This is a genomic window from Promicromonospora sp. NPDC057138, from assembly GCF_042670845.1.
Taxonomy (GTDB): Bacteria; Actinomycetota; Actinomycetes; order Actinomycetales; family Cellulomonadaceae; genus Promicromonospora.
This window is the reverse complement of sequence record NZ_JBHUUX010000002.1, coordinates 292511-305926: the sequence shown is the minus strand read 5'-3', so window position 1 is coordinate 305926 and position 13416 is coordinate 292511. Positions and strand designations below refer to the sequence as shown.

General features: G+C 71.4%; 11 protein-coding genes. 7 read left to right on the top strand and 4 right to left on the bottom strand.

Annotated elements, in window-relative coordinates:
* Positions 1-10: 10 nt before the first annotated feature.
* Complete coding sequence (locus ACFT2C_RS02945; RefSeq protein WP_377205495.1) at positions 11-1003, bottom strand: phosphotransferase family protein; 993 nt, start codon at positions 1001-1003, stop codon at positions 11-13.
* Positions 1004-1152: 149 nt separating this feature from the next.
* On the opposite strand from ACFT2C_RS02945, the gene ACFT2C_RS02940 reads away from it, so the two are divergent.
* Complete coding sequence (locus ACFT2C_RS02940) at positions 1153-1776, top strand: hypothetical protein (RefSeq protein WP_377205494.1); 624 nt, start codon at positions 1153-1155, stop codon at positions 1774-1776.
* A 373-nt stretch (positions 1777-2149) separates the two neighbouring features.
* On the opposite strand, the gene ACFT2C_RS02935 is transcribed toward ACFT2C_RS02940, so the two are convergent.
* Positions 2150-3025: an oxygenase MpaB family protein gene (locus tag ACFT2C_RS02935; RefSeq protein WP_377205493.1), complete on the bottom strand. Its 876-nt coding sequence runs from the start codon at positions 3023-3025 to the stop codon at positions 2150-2152.
* Between the two features lie 190 nt (positions 3026-3215).
* Here ACFT2C_RS02935 and ACFT2C_RS02930 point away from each other — a divergent pair, with 190 nt between their 5' ends.
* From ACFT2C_RS02930 to ACFT2C_RS02910, 5 genes are all read left to right on the top strand, one after another.
* On the top strand, positions 3216-3539 hold the full coding sequence (locus ACFT2C_RS02930; RefSeq protein WP_377205492.1) for a hypothetical protein: 324 nt from the start codon (positions 3216-3218) through the stop codon (positions 3537-3539).
* Between the two features lie 115 nt (positions 3540-3654).
* Complete coding sequence (locus ACFT2C_RS02925; RefSeq protein WP_377205530.1) at positions 3655-4110, top strand: MarR family winged helix-turn-helix transcriptional regulator; 456 nt, start codon at positions 3655-3657, stop codon at positions 4108-4110.
* A 169-nt stretch (positions 4111-4279) separates the two neighbouring features.
* Positions 4280-5215: a hypothetical protein gene (locus ACFT2C_RS02920; RefSeq protein ID WP_377205491.1), complete on the top strand. Its 936-nt coding sequence runs from the start codon at positions 4280-4282 to the stop codon at positions 5213-5215.
* 2 nt (positions 5216-5217) lie between these two features.
* Entirely contained in the window at positions 5218-8067 is a 2850-nt protein-coding gene (locus ACFT2C_RS02915) for a hypothetical protein (RefSeq protein ID WP_377205490.1), read from the top strand.
* 123 nt (positions 8068-8190) lie between these two features.
* Entirely contained in the window at positions 8191-8457 is a 267-nt protein-coding gene (locus ACFT2C_RS02910) for an acyl carrier protein (protein ID WP_377205489.1), read from the top strand.
* A gap of 52 nt (positions 8458-8509) precedes the next feature.
* Here ACFT2C_RS02910 and ACFT2C_RS02905 read toward each other — a convergent pair whose 3' ends face one another.
* The gene (locus ACFT2C_RS02905; RefSeq protein WP_377205488.1) at positions 8510-9922 is read right to left on the bottom strand and encodes a hypothetical protein; all 1413 of its coding nucleotides are present in this window, start codon (positions 9920-9922) and stop codon (positions 8510-8512) included.
* Positions 9923-10142: 220 nt separating this feature from the next.
* On the bottom strand, positions 10143-10694 hold the full coding sequence (locus tag ACFT2C_RS02900) for a 4'-phosphopantetheinyl transferase family protein (protein ID WP_377205487.1): 552 nt from the start codon (positions 10692-10694) through the stop codon (positions 10143-10145).
* Positions 10695-10747: 53 nt separating this feature from the next.
* On the opposite strand from ACFT2C_RS02900, the gene ACFT2C_RS02895 reads away from it, so the two are divergent.
* Complete coding sequence (locus tag ACFT2C_RS02895; RefSeq protein WP_377205486.1) at positions 10748-13408, top strand: AMP-binding protein; 2661 nt, start codon at positions 10748-10750, stop codon at positions 13406-13408.
* Positions 13409-13416 lie beyond the last annotated feature (8 nt).

Below are 13416 nucleotides of genomic sequence, written 5' to 3'. Positions count from 1 at the left end.
GGCCTCGCCGTCACGCCGTCGGGCGCCCGCGCGTCAGCGATGTCATCACCTCGTCGACGCACTCGCGGGCCCAGTCGTACTGCTCCTGGTCCGTGTGGCCGCGATAGACCGTCTCGATGGTCATGACGAGGCCGACGTGCAGCGTGTAGAGCCGACGGCGGACCTCCTCGGACTCGGTGAGCGGCCCGCGCCCGTAGCCCCGCAGGAAGGCGGTGGAGTCGCCGAACGACGGCGACAGGAGCCCGGCGAACCCGACCTCGATGAGGGGGTCGCCGAACAACGCGCGCTCGTGGTCGACGAGGCACACGACCTCTCCGTCGGTCACCAGCGCGTTGCCCTCCCACAGGTCCCATTCGACGTAGCGGGGCTCGGTGACGTCGTCGAGCAGGTGCTCGTGCGCGGTCAGCACCGCGCGGACCTCGTCGTACGACCAGCCGAGCTCGACGCTCCTGCGGCGTCCGTCGTCCAGCACGCCGTCGAACAGCGCCGTGAAGGCGGAGCGCCAGGTCGAGTAGGCGGGCGCGGTGACCGGGCCGTAGGCCGGGCCGAGGATCGTGTTGAGCTCGCGGTTCGCGGCGCCGAGCGCTGCCTTGTATCTCCCGAGGTCGGACGGGCCGAGCTCGTCCCTGATGACGCCCAGGTTGTCGGCGTCGACGTAGGGCATGAAGAAGTAGTCGACGTCGACGAGGTCGTGGCCCAGGTCGGCGAAGTCGACAGCCGGGACGGGCACGCCGGTGTGGGCGGTGATGAGGCGCAGCGCCTCCAGCTCGGTCCGCATCGCGCCGACCTCGTAGGTCAGGACCTCGACGTCGGACGGCGGGGCGATCTTCAGCGCGACCTGCCGCCCGTCCGCCAGGGTGAGGCGGTAGACGACGTTGAAGAAGCCGTTCCCCAGCTCGTCCACCCAGGAGTCCCCGGCCGGGACGGCGTCAGCGCCGTAGGCACGCGCGACCATCGCACGCAGTGTGTCCAGGGACTGGCGGTTCTTCGTGATGCTCTCCACCGGGCTCACGCTAATGCCCCACCTGCCGCGATCGAGAGCGGATTACCCCCGCGGACGAGCACAACGACGGGTGCGCTGCACCCTGCAGCGGGTGATTTTCTGGACAGTTGTCGCGCCTTCGAGAACGCGTCCGGCAGACTCAGCCCTTGATGACGAACAGCACGGAGCTCGACGCCCGAAGACGCCGCGCGGCGCTCTGGATCACCGTGGGAATCATCGCGGTCGTGATTGCCGTCCCTCTGCTGGCCAGCGTGGGCTTTCGGGGATCAGGCCCCGCCCGCAGGGTCGTCGAGCCGCTCGCGATCGGCCTCAGTCTGGGAATCGCGCTGGTGTTCATCACCGCCATCGTCCTGGCGCAGACCAGCCAGCGGAGCCGGCTCCGGGCCCTCGTCGCCGAGGCACGTCCTGGCGCCACGGTCATTCCCGCCTTCGCCGAGAGCCCCGGTGGTCTGACCGGTTGGGTACCTGTCACGATCGTCGTCGCGGTGCTCGCCGACCGCGTGGAGGTCTGGGCGGGCGGCCGAGACCCCTTGTCGACCGTCGCACTGACCAACGCCGACGTCCGCGTCGACGGTGTGCTGGCGAGCTCCAGGCGGTACCCGGGGATCCGCATCACGAACGGCGCCGACTCCCTGTCGTTCGTGCCGATCTACTCCGCGGCAATAGGTCGCCCCGCCGACCTCGAACGCGCCTTGCACGAGCTCGGCGAGGACCCAGCCGACCACGTGCGACACCCTGGTGGCCGTCGTTCTCGCGGCGGCCGTCAGGGCTGACAGGCCTCAGGGTCCGGCACCTCGGCCGCAGGTGGGTCGTCTTCAGCGGGCCGGCCATGAGGGTGATCGTACGTAGCCGGCGCACTCGGTCGGCAGGTATACCCGGGTGGCGGGTGCCAGGTCTGGTGAACTGCGTTCGGCTGAGCCTCGAGTATGCGGGCTGAGCTGAATGGTTCAGGTCGGGTGATTTAGCCGGGGCGAGCGCGGACGATATTCAGCAGGCCTGGCACCCACCACACGGGTATGCCTTACCCCGCCGCCACCGTCGGCCCACCACCAACCATCGGCCCACCACCACCCGTCGGCCCGGCACTGCCGACCCACGTACCGCGGCCCGGGCTTCGCACCACGACGAAAGGCGATCCGCGCCCCCTCAAAATCGCCGCCCCTTGCGCGCGACCGGGTCGATGCCCCACCGCACGGCCCGGACGGCGACTCCCCCGGCCGGCCCGCCGAGGATCCGGCTGAACCGGGAGTCGATCTCCAACGACGAGCAGGCCCACGCCGGCAGCAGCGCCACCGCCCCGGCCGCCAGCAAGTGGTACGGGCCCCGCGCGGACCACGGCAGCGGCGGCTCGCGCAGCAGGAAGCGCGCGGCGTCGAGGGCCGCCGGGGTGGCCTCCAGCTCGCCGCGGTAGGACTCGATGCAGTCGGTCAGCTCGGCGACAGTCTCCGGGACGACCTCGGCACCGAGCGCCCGTGCGACCCGCCCGGACTGGGCGACGTACTCGTCCGCCTCGTCCGCGGTGAGCGCCCTCTCGCCGTACCGCTGGTGCGCCGCCAGGAACGAGTCGGCCTCCGCGACGTGCACCCACGTGAGCAGGTGGGGGTCGCTCGCGCGGTACGGGCGGCCGTCGGGAGCCTTGCCGCGCACCCGCTCGTGGACGGCGCGGACGCGGTCGACCATCTGCTGGGCGTGCTCCGCGGTCGCGAACGTCGTGTAGCCGAGGAACGTCGAGGTGCGGGCGAGGCGTCCCCACGGGTCGCCGCGGTACCCGGAGTGGCCGGCGACGCCCGCCATCGCGAGCGGGTGCAGCGACTGCAGCAGCAGCGCCCGCAGCCCGCCCACGAACGTCGCCGAGTCGCCGTGCACCCGCCGGATCGGGCTGCCCGGGGCGAACCAGCGCGGGCCGGGGGTCAGGTGGATCCGGTCCCGCTCGGCATACCCGTCGGGCCCGGCGATCCGCAGGAAGAGCGCATCGCCGACCCGCTCCCGCAGACGTTCGACGGGCCCCATGACAACCGACATACCGCCAGTATCCGCCCCAGGGGCTGCCCCGCAGGCGAACTCACCGGCGGCATCCAGGTATGCGGCGAGATGCCGCCCCCGACGCGGCGAAACACTTAACGTCGATGACACATAAGCCGCTTGTTGCGATAGTCCGCGTATGCAACTATCAATCTCGCTCGCGCCACGCGGAACTACGTGAGGATGTGACATGCCTATCGGGCTGATCGCCCTGGCACTAGGCGGGTTCGGCGTCGGACTGACCGAGTTCGGCATCGTTGGCCTCCTGCCGGAGCTCGTCGCCGCGTTCGGCGCCACCGAGTCCGTCGCCGGGCACCTGGTCTCGGGCTACGCCGTCGCATTCGCGGTCGGAGTGATCGCGATCGCCGCCGCCTACGGGTTCGTCTCGGCGCTGAGGGTCGGCGCGTCGCTCATCGCGGGCGACCTCGCGGTGCTCCTCGTCGGCACGGCGGCGATGCGCGGGACGTCCGCGGTCGTGTCCGGGTCTGCGGGGCGGAGTCCACCGCCGCGGTGAGATGCCCACGCCGACCCGCCCACCAGGGCAAAGACGGCGCGGGCCGCCGGAAACCCTGCCCCTGCTACCGTCGGGGCCCAGCCCAGCCGGTCGCTCGGGAGGTCGATCCGTGGTGATGCCTGATGACGAGGTCGAAGCCCTCGTCCATGGATGGCGTCTCCTGGCAGTTCTCCACTCCAGGATCGAGGTCCGCTTGGAGCGCATGCTCCAGGAGCGCTACAAGCTGAGCGTCAACGAGTACGGAGTGCTCGAACTGCTCTCGCGTCAGGAGAAGCACCATCTCCGCATGGGCCAGCTCGCCATGGCGATGGTGCTCAGCCAGGCGGCCACGACACGCCTGGTGACGCGGCTCGAGGGGCGCGGACTGCTGGCACGCGCCCTGTGCGACGAGGACCGCCGGGGGATCTACACGAACGTGACCTCCGACGGTCTTTCCTTGCTCGACCAAGCACGTCCGGATCATGATTCGATCCTGAGCGACGCCCTCGACGAAGCCTCGCGCAATTCCGACCTGGCACCCATCGTGGCCGGGATCCGCGCGGCCGAGTCGCTGCCCGCCTCGTGCTCCTGAGGCCCTACCGCTGAACCACCGGCCGCGTCCCAGCGGCCGCCCTACCCCACCACCATCCGCCCCCGTGCGCGCCGTCTGCACGCGGGGGTCACTGCGCCATGCAATTTCCCGCCTCTCGACGGCGGGCGTCCCCCGACAACAGCACCATTCCTAGCAAGGAGTGTGCACCATGGCTCACGGACCATCGACGATCTTCCCCGCGTTCGAACGCGCGATCGCCGCCTACCTCGACCCCGCGGACAGCGCCCCCGGCAGCATCGAGGAGTCGCTGTACTACAAGGACCTGGCAGCGGCGTCCCCCCACTCGATCACCGAGTACCTCGCGCAGGGGCGCGAGGCCCGGCTGGTCGGGGTGTTCCCCGGACTGGGCAGCCGGGCCTCGTACCGGAACCTCGGCTCGTTCCTGCTGGACTCCGGGATCGACGAGGTCACCGGCATCTACCACGAGGCGGCAGGCACCCTGGGCATTGCGCCCGAACGCCTCCTCGGCGCCCCTGCGGACCTGCCCGCCGGCCGGCTCGAACGCCTGGGCCACATCGGCGCGCTGGTCGTCACGCACAGCCTGGCCCTCGAGGCATACCTGCGCGCGACGGCGGAGCGGAACGGCGCGGCGCTGACGTTCCGCGCCTACACCGGCGAGAGCTTCGGCATCCTGAGCGCCGCGGTGGCGAGCGGCAGCCTCTCCGTGGCCGACGGGACACGGATCGCCCGCGTGTTCACGCCCCTGTCGCTCGTCGCGGCCGAGGGGATCCACGACGGCGAGCCGCTCGCCCGCGAGCTGGCCGAATACCTCCCCGAGTCCGCCGTCGGGAAACCCGTGGTACCCGAACCGTTCCACGTGCTCGGCGTCCGGGGGGCGCCCGACGCACTCGCCGCAGCCTTCGAGGCCATCGGCGCCGCGTTCCGCACACAGGACGTGGAGGTGCACAAGCGCTATTCCCCCACCCAGACCAACGTCTACGTGCGCGACGGCGCACGTCCCGCGTTCGACCGCCTGCTCGGCGGCCTCGGCCAGGTCGAGGTCTCGGAGCTCAAGGAGCCGACAAGATTCCTGGCTCATTCCGCGCGGATGGCGGCCGTCCGCACCGGACTGGGTGGTTCATGAAGGTGAACGGCATCCAAGTCGCACCGCCGCGAGTCCCGGTGATCGCGAACCACCGGCCCGGGGTGCTCACCGCCGCCGAGGACGTCCATGAGGCCATCCTCGCCATGACCGACCAGGTCATGGACTCCTACGCGACGGTGGAGACCCTGGACGGCCTCCATGCCGACCTGGCGATCGAGCTCGGCCCGGGCGAGAAGTCGGTCAGGCTGCTCCGGGACGGCAACGCGCACACACCCGTCAGCGCCTACACGGGCGCCTCCGTCGAGTCCGACCGGCTCTTCCGCGCGATCAACGGCGTCAGCGGCCTCAAGCGCGAGCTCGAGCAGATCCGCTCCGAGGGCGACCACCTCGAACCGCGCCACCTGGACATGCTTCGCACGCTGTTCCGCTCCTTCGCCGACGACCCCTTCACCGAGGCGTACACCACGCGCGCCATCAGCCGCATCGTCACCCGCGAGATGCTCCGGGCCGACCAGGACGGGTCCCCGGCGTACTACCGGCTGCTCGAGGCGTTCCAGCACACGCTGGCGCACCGGGACGAGATCGACGTCGACGCCGGAGAGCTCGTCCTGCGGTCCCGGCGCAAGAAGCGCAACGTCGGCGACGCCGCGAACCTCGGCCGGAGCTACTTCGAGCTGCGAGCCGTGGACGCCCAAGGCACCCTGTCCGACCGCTGTGTCGACGGCACAGGCAGCCCCGAGACCCTGCTGCTGCGCTTCACCGGCCTGCCGGGGTCCGACGACGTCACGCTGCACCGTCAGGTCCGGCGGCTCGTCGCCGACCAGCCGCTCGCCCGCATGGTCCGCGAGAGCCTGACCGAGCGCGTCGCAGACTCCGTCCCGGCAGCGGGCACGGTGGACCGGGTCACCTACCACTACACGCTCTACCAGCTCATGCGCCTGCACCGCCCCGCCGTCCTGGCCCAGCGCGATCGGTACCTCCAGGGCGACGACCCGCTCGGCTGGCTCTCCGCGCTCGCCGCCTCCGGGGCCGCCTCCCCCGCCGACGTCGTCGAGCTCTACGACCTGCGGCTGCGCGGCTCGCACGACCGCCAGGTCCTCAGCCGTGCGCTCGACCGCCTGGACTCCGCGCTGCGCGACGCGCTGACCCCCGTGATCGCCCCCGACGGCGTGCCGCTCTACGCCCGGCGGGACCTCGCCTCCGCGACACGTGCCGTGTTCCTCGACGGCGCGCTCGAGGAGGACGTTCACGTGACGCACCTCGCCGGTGACACCTGGACCATCGCCTTCGACCCGGCGGCCACCCCGGGCACCCACGGAGAGCCACCGGAACGGACCATCACGCTCACGTCGGACCTCGACCTGTCGAAGCGTGGCGTCAACGCCCCGCTCGACCGGCTCGACGACGACTCCGCCCTCGACCTCACGGTCGAGAAGCGGATGATCCTGCACCATGCACAGGGCCGGCGGATCCTCAGCACCACGGTCAACGCCTACGTCGAACCGGACGAGCGGGTCGTCGGGTTCGGCAAGGGCGGCAGCGAGTCCATGACCGTGTTCGTCGTCAAGGACGGCAGCACGCGCACGATCGTCCGCAAGATCCTCAGCGAGGCGCTCGTCACCGCCGCCTGGCGGGCCGACGGCACCGGCGTCATGCTGCCGCCGTTCGCCAAGGCCCGCCAGCAGGCCGAGTTCCTCCGCCACCTCCCGGAGCCGGTGAACCGGTACTTCCCCGAGGTGTACGACGTGCTGGAGCGTGAGCTGCCCGCCCCGGGACGGCCGGACGACGGACCGGTCACCCACCACGAGGTCATCTACGAGATGAGCTTCGTCGCGGGGGACGAGGTCAGCCGTTACATCGAGCGGTACTCCCCGCCGCCGCGCGTCGTCGCGAAGATCTACCAGGCGATCTACCAGGTGCTCGAGCGCGACGTCCACGCGGTCAACCGCGTGCCCGCCCCCGGCGGAACCCTCGACGAGTCCTACCTCAGGAAGATCGAGGACCGCCTGGACGTGTGCCGCCGGACGGCGCCGCAGACCTTCGGCCCGCGGCTGCTCGATCCGGAGACCATCACCATCAACGGGATCCCCCGGCGCAACGCGACGGCACTCGTGCGCTGGTTCCGTGAGCACCCCGAGCACCACAAGGTCCTCGAGCCCCGGTTCCACTCGCTCGTCATGGGTGACACGAACACCGAGAACATCAAGATCACCCACACCGGCCCGCTCCGGATGGCCCAGAAGCTGATCGAGGAGGGCGCACCCCAGCGGGAGGTCGACGCGGCGCTCGCCGCGATCACGCCCGCCACGCTGGGGATCAAGTTCCTGGACCCGCGGGCGATCGGGTTCCGCAGCACCGGCCGGGACACCATCGACGACCCGATGTACGACAACAAGCCGTGGCACAACTCGATCGGCCACTACGACGAGATGCACTTCGAGCACTTCCAGCTCGACGTGCGGACCCCGGACACCGGCCCGCAGGTACGGATCCAGTTCGACGAGGGGAACCCCTTCCAACGTGCCTACGGAGTCCGCGACACCATCGAGGGCGGTCACGCGGTGGCCGGCGAGCGGCCCCTCGGGATGGAGGACCACTTCGCGGAGGTCATGACCCAGGCCCTCGGCCTGGACGACCCCGAGTCTCCCTACCTCGCCGACGACCCGTACTGGCTGGTGCGGTTCGTCTTCATGATGGGTACCCACTTCACCGCGATGCCGCCGTTCCACTTCCAGGCCGAGCTCGACGGCACGCTCACGGACAGCTACCACGTCCAGCGACGCCCCGTGGCGATCTACTGCGAGGGCGTCAAGTGGCTGAACTGGGCGGTCGAGATCCTGGAGGGCAAACGGACGTCGTTCCTGGGAATCCCGGTCCCGCCGCTCCCCTGACGGGGCTCGGCACGATCACCAGGGAACGGGCAGGCGTCGCATTCGCGGCGCCTGCCCGTTCTGTTCAGGGGGTGCAGCCCTTATGGTTAGAACCGACCAGATCACGATTGCAAAGGGGCGAACGTGTCAAGTCCGGATGACACCACTGAGAGCTACATCAAGAACCTCGTGTGCGACATGCTCGAGGTCAGCCCGAGCGACGTCTCCGACACCGGCCCGCTCCCCTACCTCGGCGCCGACCCGCTGGTCATCATCGGGATCGTCACCAACCTGGAGAAGGCTCTCGGCATCACGATCGAGCGCGCGGACCTACCGAGGATGGCCGACCTGCGCGGCATCTACGACGTCGTCGAAGAGGCGCGGTGCCGGAAGGCCGAGATGGCGGGCTGACGTACCCGACCGCCGTCGGACCGCCGTCGGCCGACCGACGGCGGTCCGACTGTCATGCCACCGCTAGGCGGTACCGGAAGCCGCGGAACAGCTCGGTCTCGGGCGCCTGGGCGCCTCGCATCCGTAGCGCGTAGCTGACCAGGGCGTGCGGGATCATGTAGAGGCGGAGCTGCTCCTCCTCGCCGCCCTCCGAGATGTTGTCGATGACCCACTCCAGTGCCGACTTGCCGTCGTAGTGGTCCCGGGGCGTGAAGATCAGCTCGGCCTCGTCGATCTCGCCGAGCACGTTCAGCGCATAGCTCACGGGGAACGCGTTGTTGGCCCGGTCGATACCCGAGTCGAAGTTGCGCAGCGCGTCGACCATGCGCGCCAGCGCCTCGTCCGGGATCAGGTCCATCCGACCTGTGAGCATCGCCACCTCGATGATGTAGGGGTAGGAGATGCCGTCAGGGAAGAAGTTCGCGCCGGGATCGGCGAGGTCCAGCACCGACGCGACGTCTCGCATGTAGGCGTCCATGTCGGGCAGCTCGTCCCCCAGCCGCCCCAGGTTGTACAGGGCGATGATGTAGTACTGGCTCATGTGCACGCGGTGCTCCCAGCCGACCTGGTCCAGGAGCGTCCGCGCCTCGGCGAGCCAGTCGATCGGGGTGTTCAGGTACTCGGCCCTGCCGCTCAGCGCGATGGCGTTCAGCATGGTCAGCAGCGGATACGCCTTCATCCACGGCGTCGGGATCTCGTTCGGGAAGGACGGGAAGATGCCCAGCTCGTCGGCCCGGGTGAGGTACTCCAGGGTCTCCTTCATGTAGTCCCGGTCCCCGTCGAAGATGTACTCCTCGTAGCCCAGGAGCGCTACCACGCTCAGGAACATCGAGCCGGAGCGGCCGCGGAAGTACGGCGCGGGGATGTTCTCCAGCAGGTTCAGCGCCTCGACGATCCGGTTCCGGTCGTCCGTGACGAGCCGGTCCCTCAGGCCGACCTGGCCGATGGCGAGGAACACGTTGGACGAGGCGGACAGCCGCTCGTAGTCCCCGTGCCGGCCCCGGTTCTCGTCCGCGATCTGGTCCGGTGCGATCTCGTCGAGCGCCGCGAGCACCTCCGCCGGGAAGTCCAGCTCGCCGTCGACCAGCAGCGACAGGTCGAGGCCGAGCTTCGCGAAGGTGTCCAGGACCAGGCTGCCGGCCATCGCCCGGAAGTAGGGGTTGCTCTCGGCGCGCGCCACGTCCAGGAGCGACGTGACGGACTGAGCGGTGCCGACCTCGTCCGCTTCCGCGGCGGGGTCGACCACCTGCAGGACGAACTCCGCCAGCGCCCGGCAGAAGTGGGGGTACGAGGTGGACCGCGGGACCTTCTCCGCGATCAGGTCGAAGTTCGTGCGGATGTGCCCAGCGATCGCCGGGTCGTAGTCGATCGGGTACTGGCCGAGGCCGATGCCCCGGATCAGCCGGCTCCACGGAGCAGCGATCATGCGGGACTCGTTGGAAAGATCGCTCAATCCGGAGACGGGAAGCCTGCGCGACGTAGCCTTCACAATGCCCTCCAAGGCACGCTCAGGAAGTGGGCCCTAGGCGGTCCCGATGGGACCCCGCGACGACTTTACAGCGCCCCGACCTGCGATGATGTTACGGCGACGTTATTTTCTCCCCGGCCGAAACTGCCGCTGGACCCAGCCGCGCCGTGCCGGGGCTCTACCCACGGATCGGCCTGGGCCAGTGCGTGATCCGGGGCGCACCGTCAGACTCGGCGGGCGCCACGGCGACGGCGACGTATCCCGGCAGAGGCGGCCGGAGCTCGTGGACCGCGACGTCCCCCGGTGCCGGCGTCCCGGCCTTGAACAGCGCTTCCCTGGTCGCCCACCCGATGCCTTCCGCCGGGTCGGCGAGGTCGCCGAGCCGCTGCACGTCCACGCCGACGGGCCCGCGCTCGACCAGCGCGACCACGGCCAGCAGTCCGGAGTGCGAGACGGAGACCGAGGGCACCGGTGTGCCGTCGCTCACGATCCGCGGGGCGCCGTGCGGGCCGCCGCACTCGGCGCAGGTGCGGTCCACCACGACGTCGGCCGGCGCGATCCCGAGGTGCGCCGCGACCGCCGCGCGCAGCATCGCGGCGCTGATCAGGGACCGGCCACGGTCCGCGGGGCGCTCGAGCGACTCGACCCGGGCGCGCTCACCGGCGTCGAGCATGGCGAGCAGATCGCGGTCCGCCGCTGCCAGCGAGGACCACCAGACGTCGAGGATCACGGCCCATCATCTCTCGTCAAACCCACGGGGCAGGTTAGGTTAGCATTCCCTACGTGTTGACCGCCCTCCCGCCCGCCTTGGCCCCGAGCCGTGGCACCCTTTCGCCGGCCGAACCGTCGGCCGACGGAGCGCCGGCCGGGCGGCTCGCGCTGCTCACCGCTTCGGGCGAGGGCCTCTCCCACGAGGAGCTGTGGCGCACGGTCGCCGACGTCGCCGGCCGACTGCCCGACGCCGCCGACGGCCGACGGCTCGTGCACCTGCCGCTCCGGCCGGACCTCGCGAGCGTGACCGCGTACCTGGCCACCCTCCAGGCGGGCCACGTCGCGCTGGTCACCCCCGACGACGCCCGCACCGGCAGGATCCTGGACCGGTACCTGCCGGACGTCATGGCGACCGGCGACCCGGAGCGGCCGTTCGACGTGCTCACGCCGGCTCCTCGCCATCTGCTGCACCCCGACCTCGCCCTGCTGCTGAGCACCTCGGGCAGCACCGGCTCGCCGAAGCTCGTCCGGCTGTCCCGGCAGAACGTCCGCAGCAATGCCCTGGCGATCGCCCACGCCCTGCGGCTCACCGAGGACGACCGGGCGATCACCAGCCTTCCCCTGCACTACACCTTCGGGCTCTCGGTGCTGCACTCGCACCTGGTCGCGGGCGCCTCGGTGGTACTGAACGAGGCCTCGGTCCTGACCGAGGAGCTGTGGGACGCCGTCGACGTGCTGGGCGTCACCACGCTGGCGGTCGTGCCGCACACGGTGGAGCTCCTCGAGTCCACCGGCGCGCTCGAGCGGCCGCACCCCTCCCTGCGGATGCTCACCCAGGCGGGCGGGCGGATGCACCCCGGCCGCGTCCTGCGGACCGCCGCGCTCGGCCGGCGCCAGGGGTGGGAGCTCGCCGTCATGTACGGCCAGACCGAGGCCACGGCCCGCATCTGCGTGCTCGACCCGGCCCTCGTGGCGGACCACCCCGACGCCGTCGGGCGGCCCGTGGCGGGGACGTCCCTGCACCTCGACACGAGCGTGCCCGAGGCGTCCGACGAGACCGGCGAGGTCGTGGTGCGAGGCCCCGGCGTGATGATGGGCTACGCCGAGCACGCGGACGACCTCGCGCTCGGGGCGATGCTGTCCGAGCTGCGGACCGGAGATCTCGGACGGATCGGCCCGGACGGCCTGCTCCGCCTGGTCGGACGCCGGTCGGGGTTCGTCAAGATCATGGGGCTGCGGATCGACCTCGCGACGGTCGAGTCCGCACTGGAGGCCGCCGGGTACATCGCGTGCGTCGGCGGCGACGACGCAGGCCTGACCGTGGCGGTCCAACCGGCTCCCGGCGCGCCGCCCGTCGAGACGGCCGCGCTCGTGCGGCGCCTGGCCGGCGACGCCTCGGGGCTCTCCCCCGCTTCGGTCGCAGTCGCCGTCGCCGGGCTGCCCCGGCTGCCCAGCGGCAAGGTCGACCGTCTCGCCTGCGCCGCACTCGTCCGCGGCGAGCAGCCGCAGGAGCAGGCGGGCCGGCAGCCCGGCGAGCAGAGCCCGCAGGGCGCCGTCGGGACCGCGGACGCGAGCCCGACGCTCGCCGTGGCCGTGGCCCGCGCCGCCGGCGACGTGCTCGGGCTCGACGCCGTGGACCTCGGCCGCAGCTTCGTGCAGCATGGCGGCGACTCGCTCAGCCACGTGCAGGCCTCCGTCGGGCTCGAGAAGCTCGTCGGCCCGCTGCCCCGGGGCTGGCACCACCGCCCGCTCGCCGACCTGGTCGACCTGGGGCGCTCCGTCCACGCCGGCCTGCCCGGCCGGGCGACCGCCGACGGCGTACGCGGACGCCGGCTCTGGGTGTCGCACAGCGTCGAGACGTCGGTGCTGCTCCGCGCGATCGCCGTCGTGATCATCTGCGGCTCCCATGCCGACCTTTTCCACATCCTGGGCGGGGCGCACACCCTGCTCGCGGTGGCCGGCTTCAACGCCGCGCGGTTCGGCCTGTCGCTGCCCACCGCGCGCGGCCGCTGGCGGGCGAGCCTGCGCACGCTGATCGGCGTCGCGGTGCCGACGGCCGCGGTGGCGCTGTTCGGCATGGTCGCGCAGGACCGCTACGGGTGGGCCAACGTCCTGCTCGTCAACTGGATCTTCGGCGACGTCGCCTACGGGTTCCGCAACGAGCTGTGGTTCGTCGACGCGCTGATCGCGTGCACGGTCGTCCTCGCCGCGATCCTCTCGGTGCCCTGGGTGGGACGCGCCTGGCAGCGGCAGCCGTGGCGCGTCGCGGCCGCCGTCGCGGTCGTCGCGCTGGTGCCCCGCTTCCTCGTCCTGTCCCTCGGGGAGGGCGTGCTCCGGGGGATCATGCCGACCACGTTCTGGCTCTTCGCGGTCGGGGCCGCGGTGGCGTATGCCGACACCCGCCGGCGCCGCCTGCTCACGCTCGCCGTCGCCGTCGTCGGCGGGGCCACGTTCTTCCCCGACGACCTCGTGCGCAACGCCACCATCCTCTTGGGGATAGCGGTGCTGACGTTCGTGCCCGAGGTGCGCGTCCCCGCCTGGGCCGTGCCCGCCGTCGGCCTGCTCGCGTCCGCCTCGCTGTACGTCTACCTGGTCCAGTTCCCGATCCTCGGCCTGGTCCCCACCGCCCTCGGCGCCACCCTCGCCGCGCTCGCCACCGGCTGCCTGCTCTGGCGCGTGGCCGACCGGCCCGTGCGGCGGCTGCAGGACCTGCTGCTGCGACCGAACCGCTGAAGACCCCC

Coding starts and splice junctions, on each gene's coding strand:
- ACFT2C_RS02930 (WP_377205492.1), top strand. CDS start 3,216: ATGCCTATCGGGCTGATCGCCCTGGCACTAGGCGGGTTCGGCGTCGGA.
- ACFT2C_RS02905 (WP_377205488.1), bottom strand. CDS start 9,922: ATGATCGCTGCTCCGTGGAGCCGGCTGATCCGGGGCATCGGCCTCGGC.
- ACFT2C_RS02920 (WP_377205491.1), top strand. CDS start 4,280: ATGGCTCACGGACCATCGACGATCTTCCCCGCGTTCGAACGCGCGATC.
- ACFT2C_RS02940 (WP_377205494.1), top strand. CDS start 1,153: ATGACGAACAGCACGGAGCTCGACGCCCGAAGACGCCGCGCGGCGCTC.
- ACFT2C_RS02935 (WP_377205493.1), bottom strand. CDS start 3,025: ATGTCGGTTGTCATGGGGCCCGTCGAACGTCTGCGGGAGCGGGTCGGC.
- ACFT2C_RS02925 (WP_377205530.1), top strand. CDS start 3,655: ATGCCTGATGACGAGGTCGAAGCCCTCGTCCATGGATGGCGTCTCCTG.